This is a genomic window from Enterobacter sp. K510, assembly GCF_055804875.1.
The window spans coordinates 96168-110022 of the sequence record NZ_JBNRLQ010000002.1; the positions used below are offsets into that span (position 1 = coordinate 96168).

Sequence of the window (13855 nt, forward strand, 5' to 3'; positions counted from 1 at the left end):
CATAGGCTCCTGAATGGCATGCCATAGAAACGTTTCTATGGCGACATAGCGCTACTCTAGTACGAAAAAGGAACACGGAATACCCCATACATCACAGTGCAATGCATAGCGCCGGGCTTGCGCTATGCGGTTACGCTTTCGGTTTGCATTACGCCCAGTTTTTTAGCTTTGAAGTCTTGCCGATGCCGGGGTTCATGCTGTTTGTCGGGTCATTGCTGCGATAAAATTGTTTTAAACTTTCTGCCGCTTCGTACAGGTGACCGACATTATGTTCCGCCGGATACTGCGCCCCGCGCGCATGCAACAGCGCCAGCATCTGCTCTTTCAGCGCATGGGCATCGACGCCTTTTTTCACGATGTAATCCTGATGGAAGACGTAGCACATGAAATGCCCGTAATAGAGCTTGTGAACTAACTGGCTGTCGATTTCAGGCGGCAGCGTTTCAAACCACTGCTCGTCGTTGCGCCGCAGGGCAATATCCAGCGCCAGAATATCTTCCACTTCCTCCGCATGCACTGCCTGATAACGGATTGCCGCCCCCGCCGCCGCAAAGCGGTGCAGGAAGGCTTTATTGCCTTCTTCGGTGGTACAGGCGAAGAAATCGCCCTCTGCATCAGCGAAGTAGGACTTCAGCCAGCTCTGTGCTTCCGCAATGCCCTCGCCGGACATTTTCAGCAGCAGATGATGTTCGTACTTATCCCGCCAGGTTTTCATGCGCGGCGGCAGATGGTTCGGGAACAGATTGCCCAGCTTCTGCATCGCCCGGTCGGTAAAGTGCGGTTTCACCAGCGGCACTTTTTCCAGCATCGCATCCGTGCGGCCTTTCAGGGTGAAGAACATCGGCATTTTGTCGGTGCCGAGCTTGTCGATCATCAGGAAAGTGTCTTTCCCGTAGCGCGCGGCGATGTCGTAAATATCGCGATGCATATACTCACCCGCCACCGGCAGATGGGTGAAGTTCGCCAGAATATGACGGCGGATCTCCGTCAGCACCTCCGGCTGATTGGTGCCGATGTAAAATACCTGCTGGCGTTTTTCCGCCGGGAAGGTGTCCAGACGCACGGCAAAGACCGCGAGCTTGCCCGCGCAGCCGGAGGATTCAAACAGGCGATCCGGATCGGCGTTATAGCGCGCCGGGGTGTCGGCGTTAATGTCCCGCACTCGGGTAATGTAGTCGTGATCGTGGGCGTGCCGGCCATCGTGACGCACATCGGCGTCGTTAATGCGATCATCATCCAGCTTGCTGAGGATCTGCTCCGGCGTGCTGCCGAGATCAATGCCCAGATGGTTCACCAGCTGTAACTGGCCGTCTTCATTAATACGCGCAAACAGCGACATTTCGGTGTAGGCCGGACCGCGCTGTACCAGCGAGCCGCCGGAGTTGTTACAGATGCCGCCAATGACCGACGCGCCTATGCATGAGGATCCAATCACCGAGTGGGGTTCGCGTCCCAGCGGTTTGAGCGCTTTTTCCAGCGAATAAAGGGTGGTGCCCGGATAGGCCAGCACCTGCTCGCCTTTTTCCAGCAGGTGCAGCTTATCGAGACGCAGGGTGCTGATGATGACGATCTCGCGGTCGTAATCATTGCCGTCCGGCGTTGATCCTGCGGTAAGACCGGTGTTTGCCGCCTGCATAAGAATAATTTTATCGGCGCGCACACAGGCGCTCAGCACATGCCACAGTTCCAGCAGCGAGCCGGGGAAGACGACGGCCAGCGCATCGCCCTGGCCCGAGCGGAAGCCTTTACGGTAGCGCGCGGTTTTGGCCGGTTCAGTCAGCAGATGGGCGTGGCCCACGAGGCGGGTAAGTTCCTGCAAAAAAGCAGCGTTATTATCAGGATGATGACCAGACATGATCCACTCCTTGTGGCGGGGCAAAATTGACGCTTTAAAGCATAGCGCGGGAAAATGCATCACGCGGAAGTAATCGTCAGAAAAATAAGAGAATAACCCTGCAACAGCTACTACGATTATGGCACACTGCGTTTTTCGCACGCTCTGCCGCTGATACGGCTGTAATTACGAGAGATATACGACATGAAATGGCTATGTTCTGTAGGTGTCGCTGTGAGTCTGGCGCTGCAACCCGCGCTGGCGGAAGAAACGACCGGCAATCATCCCCTTACGCCGGAAGCGCGTGATGCCTTTGTCACCGAATTACTCGGCAAAATGACCACCGATGAAAAAATCGGTCAGTTACGTCTTATCAGCGTCGGGCCGGATAACCCGAAAGAAGCCATCCGCGAGATGATCAAAGCAAGTCAGGTCGGGGCGATTTTTAACACCGTTACCCGCCAGGACATTCGCGCCATGCAGGATCAGGCGATGCAGCTCAGCCGCCTGAAAATCCCGCTGTTCTTTGCCTACGACGTGGTGCACGGTCAGCGCACCGTCTTCCCGATTAGCCTCGGTCTCGCGTCCTCCTTTAACCTTGAGGCGGTGAAAACCGTCGGCCGCATTTCCGCTTATGAAGCCGCTGACGATGGCCTGAACATGACCTGGGCGCCGATGGTCGACGTCTCCCGCGATCCGCGCTGGGGACGGGGTTCCGAAGGCTTCGGGGAAGATACTTACCTGACCGCCAGCATGGGTAAAACCATGGTGGAATCCATGCAGGGTAAAAGCCCGGCGGATCGCTATTCGGTAATGACCAGCGTGAAACACTTCGCCGCTTACGGCGCGGTGGAAGGCGGTAAAGAGTACAACAGCGTCGACATGAGCTCGCAGCGTCTGTTCAACGACTACATGCCGCCGTACAAAGCGGCGCTGGACGCGGGCAGCGGCGGGGTGATGATCGCCCTGAACTCCCTTAACGGCACCCCTGCGGCCTCCGATCCCTGGCTGTTAAAAGATCTGCTGCGCAAGGAGTGGGGCTTTAAAGGCATCACCATTTCTGACCACGGCGCGATCAAAGAGCTGATTAAACACGGCACCGCTGCCGATCCGGCAGACGCCGTGCGCGTGGCGCTGAAATCCGGCGTCGATATGAGCATGGCCGATGAGTATTACAGCAAATACCTGCCGGATCTGATCAAAAACGGCAAAGTGACCATGGCTGAGCTGGATGACGCCACCCGTCACGTGCTGAACGTGAAATATGATATGGGGCTGTTTAACGATCCGTACAGCCACCTGGGCGCGAAAGAGACCGATCCGCAGGACACCAACGCCGAAAGCCGTCTGCATCGTAAAGAAGCCCGTGAAGTGGCGCGCGAAAGCCTGGTGCTGCTGAAAAACCGTCTTGATACGCTGCCGCTGAAAAAGAACGCCACCATCGCGGTGGTGGGCCCGCTGGCTGACAGCAAGCGTGACGTGATGGGCAGCTGGTCGGCGGCAGGGGTGGCGGATCAGTCCGTGACTGTGCTGACCGGCATCAAAAATGCCATTGGCGATCAGGGCAAAGTGATAGTCGCGAAAGGCGCGAACATCACCGATGACAAAGACATTGTCACCTTCTTAAACCAGTACGAACCGGCGGTGCAGGTGGATGAACGCACCCCGCAGGCGATGATCGACGAAGCGGTAAAAGCGGCGAATCAGTCTGACGTGGTGGTGGCCGTGGTCGGCGAAGCCCAGGGTATGGCCCATGAAGCCTCCAGCCGTACCGATCTCACCCTGCCGCAAAGCCAGCGCAATCTGATCGCGGCGCTAAAAGCCACCGGTAAACCGCTGGTGCTGGTGCTGATGAACGGTCGTCCGCTGGCGCTGGTGAAAGAAGATCAGCAGGCGGATGCGATCCTTGAAACCTGGTTTGCCGGCACCGAAGGCGGTAACGCCATTGCCGATGTGCTGTTTGGCGATTACAACCCGTCCGGCAAGCTGCCGATGTCCTTCCCGCGCTCTGTCGGGCAAATCCCGGTGTACTACAGCCACCTGAACACCGGTCGTCCGTATAACGCCGATAAGCCGAACAAGTACACCTCGCGCTACTTCGACGAAGCAAACGGCCCGCTGTATCCGTTTGGCTATGGCCTGAGCTACACCACGTTCAGCGTGTCTGATGTGAAACTGTCTGCGCCAACCATGAAGCGTGACGGCACGGTGACGGCAAGCGTTGAGGTGACTAATACCGGCAAACGCGAAGGCGCAACGGTACTGCAAATGTATCTGCAGGACGTGACCGCCTCGATGAGCCGTCCGGTGAAACAGCTGAAAGGCTTTGAGAAAATCACCCTGAAACCGGGTGAAACCCAGACCGTCAGCTTCCCAATCGATATTGATGCGCTGAAGTTCTGGAACCAGCAGATGAAATACGATGCGGAACCGGGAAAATTTAACGTCTTTATCGGCACCGATTCCGCCCGCGTGAAGCAGGGCGAGTTCGAACTGCTGTGATCCTTTTTCCGTAATCCCCAACGCCACCGTCCAGTGGCGTTTTTTTTGCTTTTCAGTTTTCGCCGGGTGGCGACTGCGTCTTACCCGGCCTACCGTTTTACCCGGCCTACGGGCTTATCCGGTCTGCGGACTATTTTGTAGGCCCGGCAAGCCTGCGCCGCCGGGCGATGTGCCAAACACTTTCCGAAAGCGCGTCACAAAAATGGCATGACAAAACCCACATAATGCGGCCTTCACCCTCAGGGACGAAAATCTTGTTAAGGATAACATCATGGATCAAAGCCTTTTTATCCAGCGGGGCGTCTGGGCGCGCCTCGGCTTGCCCCGCGAGCTTTGCTGGGGATTTATCGGCGTCTTTCTCTTTATCACCGGCGCGACCATCGAACAGAGCTGGCTGGCGTCGATGCTGCAAACGCGCGGCTTCGCGGCCACCGATATCAGCCTGCTGTCCTCGGTTTTCGGCCTGTGCGTGGCGGCGGTGTCGTGGTTTTCCGGCATCGGCGCGGGCGTACTGGGCGTGCGGCGGCTGATGTGGGCGGCGACGGTGTGCTATTTCGCCGGATCGGTGCCCTTTATTTTTGTCGCTCTGCCGGATAACCACTATCCGATGATGATCGTCAGCTATGCCCTGCGCGGTGTGGCCTATCCGCTTTTTGCCTACTCCTTTCTGGTGTGGATCAACCAGCGCTGCGAAGCGCGGATATTAGGCCGCGCGGTATCGTGGTTCTGGATCGCCTTTGGCGTCGGCATGACCATTGTCGGACCCTGGTATTCAGGACTGATGCTGCCTGCCATCGGGGAAACCGCCACCCTGGCCAGCGGTTTTATTTTTGTTGCGCTGGGGGCCGTATGCGCGCTGATCCTCAATAGCGACAGACCCCGTTTTCCCCGCAGCCAGAGCATCCGTCAGGCAATGGGCGAGGGGATCATGGTGCTGGTGCGCCAGCCGAAAATGCGTCTCGCGGTGATCGTCAAAACCATCAATGACATCGGCAAATTTTCGCTGGTGATCCTCATGCCGGTGTATCTGCCGCGCTTCGGCTTCAGCATTGCCGAATGGCTGACCATCTGGGGGCTGGTCAATGTGGTCAACATTTTCGCCAGCTATCTGTTCGGCTGGCTGGGGGACACTATCGGCTGGCGCAATACGGTGATGTGGTTTTCCGGCACCCTTTGCGGGCTGGCGTCGCTGGCGGTCTGTTATGCGCCGGTGATCTTTGGTCACAGCAATGCCGCGCTGTTCATGGCGCTTGCGCTCTATGCCATCGGCGTCGGCGCCTTTGGGCCGCTGAGCGCGTTGATCCCCTCGCTGCTGCCGGATAACAAAGGTGCTGCCATTTCCTGTCTTAATCTTGGCTCGGGGCTAAGCAATTTTGCCGGGCCTGTTATCGTCACGCTGTGCGTGGGGCCGCTGGGCGTGGAAGGCACGCTGTGGGTCATTGCGCTGCTCTATTTTTCGGCCAGTATCATGACCGTACCGTTAAAGCTGCCAGGGAAGGCCGCAGACTAGCGATATATCGTCTACGCTTTTTACACAAGCTGCTGATAGCAGTCGGCAAATAACGAGGAAAGCACGATGACAATCAAGAAGGGGATGCTCGGCTCACTGGCGTTAATTGCGGCGGTGAGCCTGCCGGCGCTGGCGGCAGAGCCGATTAAAGTCGGATCCAAAATTGATACCGAAGGGGCGCTGCTGGGCAATATCATTTTGCAGGTGCTGGAAAGCCACGGCGTGAAGACCGTTAATAAAGTGCAACTCGGTACCACGCCGGTGGTGCGCGGGGCGATCACCTCCGGCGAGCTGGATATTTATCCGGAATACACCGGCAATGGCGCGTTCTTCTTTAAAGATGAAAACGACGCGGCGTGGAAAAACGCGCAGCAGGGCTATGAAAAAGTCAAAAAACTGGATGCCGAACAGAACAAGCTGGTATGGCTGACGCCTGCGCCCGCCAACAACACCTGGACTATCGCCGTGCGTAAGGACGTGGCAGAGAAGGGCAAGCTGACCTCCCTTGACGATCTGAGCCGTTACCTGAAAGAGGGCGGCACCTTCAAACTGGCGGCGTCGGCGGAATTTATCGAACGCGCCGATGCGCTGCCTGCCTTTGAAAAAGCTTATGGCTTTAACCTGAGTCAGGATCAGCTACTGTCGCTGGCAGGCGGCGATACCGCCGTTACCATCAAAGCCGCGGCGCAGCAAACCTCCGGCGTGAATGCCGCCATGGCCTACGGCACCGACGGCCCGGTGGCGGCGCTGGGTCTGCAAACCCTGAGCGATCCGAAAGGCGTACAGCCGATTTACGCCCCAACGCCGGTGGTGCGCGAGGCGGTGCTGAAAGCGTATCCGCAGCTGGACGAATGGCTGAAGCCGGTCTTCGCCAGCCTTGATGAAAAAACGCTGCAACAGCTGAATGCCAGCATCGCCGTGGAAGGCCTGGACGCGAAGAAAGTCGCCGCTGACTACCTGAAGCAAAAAGGACTGGTGAAGTAATCACAGGATGGGATGGTATTGATCCGTTGTCATAATCGCGTGGTGTTGCTGCTGGCGCTGATCGCGCTGGCAGCCTCGCTGCTGCCCTTCGTTAATTATGCGCCGAACCGACTGGTATCCGGCGAAAGCCGTCTGTTATGGCAGGTCTGGCCGGCCTCGTCATGGCTGTGGCTGGCAGCGCCGTTGCTGCTGATGGCGCTCTGTTTTCTGCCGCGCCGCTGGCCGCAGGCCGCCACGCTTATCCTCGCGGAAGGGCTGTTTATTGTGCTGGTATGGGCGGCAGGCCGGGCGGCGACGGATCTGGCGCAGCAGGGCAGTACGCTTGCCCGTACGTCCATGGGCAGCGGTCTGTGGCTGTGGCTGGCGCTGGCGCTGCTTGCCGCCAGCGATACCATTCGTCGCCTGACGGCAGGCCCGGTCTGGCGCTGGCTATTACATGCGCAACTCTGGATCCTGCCGCTGTTTCTGCTGCACTATGGCTATCTTAACGATCTCTCCCTGCTGAAAGAGTACGCCAACCGTCAGGACGTGTTTGATGATGCGCTGGCCCGCCATCTGCTGTTGCTGGTCGGCACGCTGCTGCCTGCGCTACTGGTGGGCGGGCTGCTGGGGTTGTGGTGTTACCGCCATCCGTCGCGCCAGGGGCCGGTGTTCGCGGTGCTTAACGTCATTCAGACAGTGCCCTCGGTGGCGCTGTTTGGTCTGCTGATCGCGCCCCTTGCCGGTCTGGTGCAACGCTTTCCGGTGCTGGGACAGCTTGGCATTGCCGGTACCGGCCTGACGCCCGCGCTGATCGCGCTCATTCTCTATGCGCTGCTGCCGCTGGTGCGCGGCGTGGTGGCGGGATTAAATCAGGTGCCGCGCGAGGTGCTGGAAAGCGCCGCCGGCATGGGCATGAGCGCCCGGCAGCGCTTTTTGCAGGTGCGCCTGCCGCTGGCGTTGCCTTTATTGCTGCGCAGTCTGCGGGTGGTGACGGTGCAGACCATCGGCATGGCGGTGATCGCCGCGCTCATTGGCGCAGGCGGGTTTGGCGCGCTGGTGTTCCAGGGATTGCTGAGTAGCGCGCTGGATCTGGTGCTGCTCGGCGTGATCCCGGTGATCGCGCTGGCAGTGGTGGTGGACGCATTATTCGGATTGTGGCTCGCGCTGCTGAAGGTAAAACAGGCATGATTGAATTTCGACAGGTCAGCAAAGCATTTAATGGTCAGGACGCGGTCAGCGATCTGAATCTGCATTTCAAAACCGGGGCGTTCACGGTGCTGATCGGCACCTCCGGCTCCGGTAAATCCACCACGCTGAAGATGATCAACCGGCTGGTGGAGCACGATACCGGCACCATTTTGTTTGCCGGTGAGGAGATCCGCTCTTTTCCGATGCTGACGCTGCGCAGGCGCATGGGCTACGCCATTCAGTCCATCGGTCTGTTTCCCCACTGGACGGTGGCGGAAAACATCGCCACCGTGCCGCAGTTGCAGAAATGGCCGCGGGCGCGCATCGCCGCAAGGGTGGATGAGCTGATGGCGCTGCTGGGGCTGGATCCCGGCCTGCGTTCGCGTTATCCCCATGAACTGTCCGGCGGGCAGCAGCAGCGTGTCGGCGTGGCGCGGGCGCTGGCAGCAGATCCGGAAGTGCTGCTGATGGACGAGCCGTTTGGCGCGCTCGATCCGGTGACGCGCGCGGCGCTGCAACAGGAGATGCGCCGCATTCATCAGCTGCTCGGGCGCACCATCGTGCTGGTGACGCACGACATCGACGAAGCCTTACAGCTTGCGGATCATCTGGTGCTGATGGATAACGGCAAAGTGGTGCAACAGGGCACGCCGCTGGAGATGCTCACCCGTCCGGCCACGCCATTCGTGCGCGAATTCTTCGGTCGCAGCGAACTGGGCGTGCGTCTGCTCTCCCTGCGCCGCGTAGGAGATTATCAGCGCGCCGGGGATGCGACCGCAGGCGAACCGCTCAGTGAAAACCTGACCTTGCGCGACGCCCTCTCGGCCTTTGTGGCACAGCAGCGCGACGTGTTGCCGGTGGTGGATGCGCAGGGCATTGCCTGCGGCAGCCTGCATTTTCGCGATCTGCTCAGTACGGAGGCCAACCGTGAAGGTCATCCGTGATCCGCTGTTGTGGCTTATCGCCCTCTTTATCGCGTTGCTGCTGGCGCTGCCGCACAGCGCCACGCTGTTCAGCGCCTGGTTTCCGCAGCTGCCGCGCCCGGTTTATCAGCAGGAATCCTTTCTTACCTTAACTCTGGCGCATTTCTGGCTGGTGGGGATTTCCAGCGTGATAGCGGTGATCATCGGCGTCGGCGCGGGGATCGCGGTGACGCGTCCGGCAGGGCTGGAATTTCGCTCGCTGGTGGAAACCATCGCCGCGGTCGGGCAAACCTTTCCGCCGGTGGCAGTGCTGGCGATTGCCGTGCCGGTGATGGGCTTTGGCAGGGATCCGGCGATAATCGCGCTGATCCTCTACGGCGTATTGCCGATTTTGCAGGGCACGCTGGCAGGGCTTAGCGCCGTACCGGCGGGGGTGATAAGCGTGGCGGAAGGCATGGGGATGAGCGCCTGGCAGCGGCTGATGAAAGTGGAATTACCGCTGGCGGCGCCGGTGATTTTAGCCGGCGTGCGCACCTCGGTGATCATCAACATTGGCACGGCGGCGATCGCCTCGACCGTGGGGGCGAATACCCTCGGCACGCCAATTATCATCGGACTTTCCGGCTTTAATACCGCCTATGTCATTCAGGGGGCGCTACTGGTGGCGCTGGCCGCGATTATTGTCGATCGCGGATTCGAGCGCCTGGCGCGGGCAATGACTAAGCACGCAGAATAAAGAAGTAACCCGCCAGCATCACGCCGCCTGTGCCGCCGATAGCCATAAGTAGAAAGAGGGTGGTGACAAGGATTTTGGACGCCTTCATGTTTTACTCCTGATGATTAACGCAGGGAGTATAACGTGAAGCGCAAGTGTTAACGAACCATTAAATGCCGAGCATCTGGATCGCATGCCCGGCATCCCGCCAGCTGGCCATCTGCTGCATCTGTGAAATCGTCGGCGCATCGCCGCACCACACCATTAAGGTATGCCCGGTAAACTGTTCCGGGCGCAACTGCGTCAGGGAATGTGCCAGCACGCCGGTGCGCCAGCCCTGCTCGCTTGCGATCCAGGCTTCCAGCCACAGCCGCGTGGTATCGTGAATATTCCAGCCGACCACCAGCGCATCATTGCTGCTTTTCTTCCGCGACGAGGTAAGACACAGCGAAATATGGTTGATCAGCACGCCGTCCAGCAGACTCAGCATGGCGAGCAGCGTCGGATCCTGGCAGCGCAGGCGCAGACGCAAAGGAATGAGTAATTGCGTGATGAGAGTATGGGCCGGGAACGCGCGCCCCTGTTCTTTGATCCACAGCCGCAGGCGGGGAAGATTACCGCATTGCAGGTAACCGAGCAGACGCTCCTGTTGCTCCCGCCAGTTATATTCGCTGTCCGTCGCGCCATTCCACAGCAGGGTTTTGACTTTGCCGACCTGCACGCCGCTGTCGATCCAGCGTTTGATTTCGCGGATGCGGTCTATGTCCGCATCATTAAATAACCGGTGCCCGCCATCAGTGCGCTGTGGCGTCAGCAAATCGTAACGGCGTTGCCAGGCCCGCAGGGTAACAGGATTAACGTCGCACAGCTGAGCCACTTCACCGATGGTGTATAGCGCCATAGTTTCACCTTTGCACGGGTCCTGGTCTAACTGTAGACGCTGTTATGCGAACGGCTCTCATTTGCTTGTTTTTTATTCGCCAGGCATACGAAAGGGTGACAACAGGCGGCGTTATTGTGATGGCGGGCACGTTTTTTTGATTTTTTCCGGCGGTTTCACAGAAAGGATCCCCGACGCCCTGTATGTTACGCGCTTTATGCGGTTTCGGTGTTTGGGTATGTACGAGTTTAATCTGGTGTTACTGCTGCTGCAGCAGATGTGCGTGTTTCTGGTCATCGCCTGGCTGATGAGCAAAACGCGCCTGTTTATTCCGCTGATGCAGGTCACCGTCCGGCTGCCGCATAAACTGCTGTGCTATGTCACTTTCTCCATTTTCTGCATTCTGGGCACCTATCTCGGCCTGCACATTGAAGACTCCATCGCCAACACGCGCGCCATTGGCGCGGTGATGGGCGGTCTGCTCGGCGGGCCGGTGGTCGGCGGGCTGGTGGGGCTGACCGGTGGATTACACCGTTACTCCATGGGCGGCATGACGGCGCTCAGCTGCATGGTGTCCACCATCGTCGAAGGGCTGCTGGGCGGCCTGGTGCACAGCTTCCTCATCAAACGCGGCCGCACCGATAAAGTATTCAGTCCGCTGACCGCCGGGGCCATTACGCTGGTGGCGGAACTGGTGCAGATGCTGATCATTCTGCTGATCGCCCGCCCGTTTGAAGACGCGCTGCATCTGGTGAGCAGCATCGCCGCGCCCATGATGGTAACCAATACCGTCGGCGCGGCGCTCTTTATGCGCATCCTGCTGGATAAACGGGCGATGTTTGAGAAGTATACCTCCGCCTTTTCCGCCACTGCCCTGAAGGTGGCGGCCTCCACCGAAGGCATTTTACGCCAGGGGTTTAACGAAGAAAACAGCATGAAGGTGGCGCAGGTGCTCTATCAGGAGCTGGACATTGGCGCGGTGGCCATCACCGATCGCGAAAAGCTGCTGGCCTTTAAAGGCATCGGCGACGATCACCATTTGTCGGGGCGGCCTATTTCCTCACGCTGGACGCAAAAAGCGCTGGAAACCGGGGAAGTGGTCTATGCGGATGGCAATGAAGTGCCGTACCGCTGTTCACTGCATCCCCAGTGCAAGCTGGGCTCGACGCTGGTGATCCCGTTGCGCGGCGAGAATCAGCGGGTAATGGGCACCATCAAACTCTATGAAGCGAAAAACCGCCTGTTCAGTTCCATTAACCGCACGCTGGGGGAGGGGATCGCGCAGCTGCTGTCGGCGCAGATCCTTGCCGGGCAGTACGAGCGGCAAAAAGCGCTGCTCACCCAGTCGGAGATCAAACTGCTGCATGCGCAGGTGAACCCGCATTTTCTGTTTAATGCGCTTAACACGCTGAAGGCGGTGATCCGCCGCGACAGCGAGCAGGCCGGGCAACTGGTGCAGTACCTGTCGACCTTTTTCCGCAAAAACTTAAAACGCCCGTCGGAAGTGGTGACGCTGGCGGATGAAGTGGAGCATGTGAACGCCTATCTGCAAATCGAGCAGGCGCGTTTCCAGTCGCGTTTGCAGGTGCAGCTGTTTGTGCCGGAGGCGCTGTCCTGGCACAAACTGCCCGCCTTTACGCTGCAACCCATCGTTGAAAATGCCATTAAGCACGGTACTTCACAGCTGCTGGGCGTGGGGGAAATCACTATCCGGGCGAGTCTCGACGGGCAGTATATGGTGCTGGATATTGAAGATAACGCGGGTCTGTACCAGCCGAAGGCCAATGCCAGCGGGCTGGGCATGAGCCTGGTGGATAAGCGCCTGCGGGCGCGTTTTGGCGATGATTGCGGTATCGCCGTGGCCTGCGAGCCGGATCGATTTACCCGAATTACCCTACGTTTACCTGTGGAGGAAAGCGCATGTTAAAAGTGCTGATCGTCGATGACGAACCCTTAGCGCGGGAAAATCTGCGTATTCTGCTGGAAGATGAAAGCGATATTGAGATCGTCGGCGAGTGCGCCAACGCCGTGGAAGCCATAGGCGCGGTGCATAAACTGCGCCCGGACGTACTGTTTCTGGATATTCAGATGCCGCGCATCAGCGGGCTGGAGATGGTGGGCATGCTCGATCCTGAGCACCGGCCTTACGTGGTATTTCTCACCGCCTTTGATGAATATGCGGTGAAGGCTTTCGAAGAGCATGCTTTTGATTATCTGCTCAAACCCATTGCATCGCCGCGACTGGCAAAAACCCTGACGCGTTTACGCCAGGAGCGCGGCGTGCAGGACGTCTCTGTGCTGCCGGAAAATCAGGCGCCGCTGAAGTTTATTCCCTGCACCGGGCACAGCCGCATTTATCTGTTGCAGATGGACGATGTGGCGTACGTCAGCAGCCGCCTGAGCGGGGTGTATGTGACCAGTCACGAAGGCAAAGAGGGGTTTACCGAGCTGACGCTGCGCACTCTGGAAAGCCGTACGCCGCTGATGCGCTGTCACCGGCAATATCTGGTGAATATGGCGCACTTAAAAGAGATCCGCTTTGAGGATAATGGTCAGGCTGAATTACTGCTGCGCGAAGGGCATACCGTGCCGGTCAGCCGTCGTTATCTGAAAAATCTAAAAGAAGCGCTGGGTCTGTAAAACGCGGGGATCGTGGTAAACTGCGTTTTTGTATTTTTCTCCACCGAAGGCACTATGATCAGTAACGATATTTTACGAAGCGTCCGCTATATCTCTAAATTCAACAATCAAGATCTGCTGCGTATTTTCGCGCTGGGTGAAGCGGATGTCACCGCAGAACAGCTGGTGCCATGGCTGCGCAAGGAAGATGAAGAGGGCTTTGTGCGCTGCCCGGATATTCTGCTCGCCTGCTTCCTGAATGGTCTGATTTATGAAAAGCGTGGCCGGGATGAATCGGCGCCTGCGCTGGCGGTAGAGCGTCGCGTGAATAACAATATCGTGCTGAAAAAACTGCGTATCGCCTATAACCTGAAAACCGACGATATTCTGGCGATTTTAACCGCGCAGCAGTTCCGTGTGTCGATGCCGGAGATCACCGCCATGATGCGCGCGGCGGATCATAAAAACTTCCGTGAATGTGGGGATCAGTTCCTGCGCTATTTCCTGCGTGGTCTGGCGGTACGTGTGCACGCCGCGAAATAAGGATTTTGCGCCGGGTGGCGCTTCGCTTACGCCGGCCTACAGGTAGGGTGAACTGGCGTGGGATTTGCCGGGTGGCGCTTCGCTTACGCCGGCCTACAGGTAGGGTGGAATTTGCGCGGTTTTGCCGGGTGGCGCTGCGCTTACACCGGCCTACAGGGCGATGAGGTTTGTGTAG

12 protein-coding genes are annotated in these 13855 nt (G+C 58.4%); 9 read left to right on the top strand and 3 right to left on the bottom strand.

The genetic code is table 11. The features are described 5' to 3' along the window. Window positions 1–148 precede the first annotated feature (148 nt). A complete protein-coding gene (dld, locus tag ACQUTD_RS02975) occupies window positions 149–1855 on the bottom strand; it encodes a D-lactate dehydrogenase (protein ID WP_473273655.1) in 1707 nt (568 codons plus the stop codon). 183 nt (window positions 1856–2038) lie between these two features. On the opposite strand from dld, the gene bglX reads away from it, so the two are divergent. The 6 genes from bglX to ACQUTD_RS03005 all read left to right on the top strand — a co-directional run bounded on the left by bglX (window position 2039) and on the right by ACQUTD_RS03005 (window position 9659). After that, window positions 2039–4336 (top strand): beta-glucosidase BglX, encoded by a 2298-nt coding sequence (gene bglX, locus ACQUTD_RS02980; protein ID WP_321987770.1) that lies wholly within the window; start codon window positions 2039–2041, stop codon window positions 4334–4336. Window positions 4337–4607: 271 nt separating this feature from the next. Beyond that, window positions 4608–5846 carry an RbtT/DalT/CsbX family MFS transporter gene (locus ACQUTD_RS02985; protein WP_473273657.1) on the top strand — a complete coding sequence of 413 codons (1239 nt, stop codon included), beginning with the start codon at window positions 4608–4610 and terminating at the stop codon, window positions 5844–5846. 66 nt (window positions 5847–5912) lie between these two features. Next, window positions 5913–6830: a glycine betaine ABC transporter substrate-binding protein OsmF gene (gene osmF, locus ACQUTD_RS02990; protein WP_318374708.1), complete on the top strand. Its 918-nt coding sequence runs from the start codon at window positions 5913–5915 to the stop codon at window positions 6828–6830. A 12-nt stretch (window positions 6831–6842) separates the two neighbouring features. Further along, window positions 6843–8000: an ABC transporter permease subunit gene (locus ACQUTD_RS02995; RefSeq protein WP_473273659.1), complete on the top strand. Its 1158-nt coding sequence runs from the start codon at window positions 6843–6845 to the stop codon at window positions 7998–8000. Beyond that, window positions 7997–8944, top strand: coding sequence for an ATP-binding cassette domain-containing protein (locus ACQUTD_RS03000; protein ID WP_473273661.1), 948 nt, complete (start codon window positions 7997–7999; stop codon window positions 8942–8944). The genes ACQUTD_RS02995 and ACQUTD_RS03000 overlap by 4 nt, the downstream gene beginning before the upstream one ends. Then, window positions 8928–9659, top strand: a complete 732-nt coding sequence (locus ACQUTD_RS03005; RefSeq protein ID WP_072569104.1) for an ABC transporter permease — start codon at window positions 8928–8930, stop codon at window positions 9657–9659. The genes ACQUTD_RS03000 and ACQUTD_RS03005 overlap by 17 nt, the downstream gene beginning before the upstream one ends. Here ACQUTD_RS03005 and ACQUTD_RS03010 read toward each other — a convergent pair. Both ACQUTD_RS03010 and mlrA read right to left on the bottom strand, forming a co-directional pair. Then, entirely contained in the window at window positions 9643–9747 is a 105-nt protein-coding gene (locus ACQUTD_RS03010; protein WP_072569103.1) for a protein YohO, read from the bottom strand. The genes ACQUTD_RS03005 and ACQUTD_RS03010 overlap by 17 nt on opposite strands. Window positions 9748–9807: 60 nt before the next feature. Beyond that, window positions 9808–10539 carry an HTH-type transcriptional regulator MlrA gene (mlrA, locus tag ACQUTD_RS03015; protein WP_318364023.1) on the bottom strand — a complete coding sequence of 244 codons (732 nt, stop codon included), beginning with the start codon at window positions 10537–10539 and terminating at the stop codon, window positions 9808–9810. A gap of 217 nt (window positions 10540–10756) precedes the next feature. On the opposite strand from mlrA, the gene ACQUTD_RS03020 reads away from it, so the two are divergent. From ACQUTD_RS03020 to ACQUTD_RS03030, 3 genes are read left to right on the top strand one after another with little or no spacing between them, the layout of a single operon-like run. After that, window positions 10757–12445, top strand: coding sequence for a sensor histidine kinase (locus ACQUTD_RS03020; protein WP_318376590.1), 1689 nt, complete (start codon window positions 10757–10759; stop codon window positions 12443–12445). After that, window positions 12439–13158 (top strand): two-component system response regulator BtsR, encoded by a 720-nt coding sequence (gene btsR, locus ACQUTD_RS03025; protein ID WP_072569100.1) that lies wholly within the window; start codon window positions 12439–12441, stop codon window positions 13156–13158. The genes ACQUTD_RS03020 and btsR overlap by 7 nt, the downstream gene beginning before the upstream one ends. A 54-nt stretch (window positions 13159–13212) precedes the next feature. Next, complete coding sequence (locus ACQUTD_RS03030; protein WP_318376592.1) at window positions 13213–13680, top strand: YehS family protein; 468 nt, start codon at window positions 13213–13215, stop codon at window positions 13678–13680. The last annotated feature ends 175 nt before the right edge of the window (window positions 13681–13855 follow it).

What these genes read in the sequence shown, in the direction of transcription:
- dld (WP_473273655.1), bottom strand. Translation starts at nt 1,855, where the DNA reads ATGTCTGGTCATCATCCTGATAATAACGCTGCTTTTTTGCAGGAACTT.
- bglX (WP_321987770.1), top strand. Translation starts at nt 2,039, where the DNA reads ATGAAATGGCTATGTTCTGTAGGTGTCGCTGTGAGTCTGGCGCTGCAA.
- ACQUTD_RS02985 (WP_473273657.1), top strand. Translation starts at nt 4,608, where the DNA reads ATGGATCAAAGCCTTTTTATCCAGCGGGGCGTCTGGGCGCGCCTCGGC.
- osmF (WP_318374708.1), top strand. Translation starts at nt 5,913, where the DNA reads ATGACAATCAAGAAGGGGATGCTCGGCTCACTGGCGTTAATTGCGGCG.
- ACQUTD_RS02995 (WP_473273659.1), top strand. Translation starts at nt 6,843, where the DNA reads ATGGTATTGATCCGTTGTCATAATCGCGTGGTGTTGCTGCTGGCGCTG.
- ACQUTD_RS03000 (WP_473273661.1), top strand. Translation starts at nt 7,997, where the DNA reads ATGATTGAATTTCGACAGGTCAGCAAAGCATTTAATGGTCAGGACGCG.
- ACQUTD_RS03010 (WP_072569103.1), bottom strand. Translation starts at nt 9,747, where the DNA reads ATGAAGGCGTCCAAAATCCTTGTCACCACCCTCTTTCTACTTATGGCT.
- mlrA (WP_318364023.1), bottom strand. Translation starts at nt 10,539, where the DNA reads ATGGCGCTATACACCATCGGTGAAGTGGCTCAGCTGTGCGACGTTAAT.
- ACQUTD_RS03020 (WP_318376590.1), top strand. Translation starts at nt 10,757, where the DNA reads ATGTACGAGTTTAATCTGGTGTTACTGCTGCTGCAGCAGATGTGCGTG.
- btsR (WP_072569100.1), top strand. Translation starts at nt 12,439, where the DNA reads ATGTTAAAAGTGCTGATCGTCGATGACGAACCCTTAGCGCGGGAAAAT.
- ACQUTD_RS03030 (WP_318376592.1), top strand. Translation starts at nt 13,213, where the DNA reads ATGATCAGTAACGATATTTTACGAAGCGTCCGCTATATCTCTAAATTC.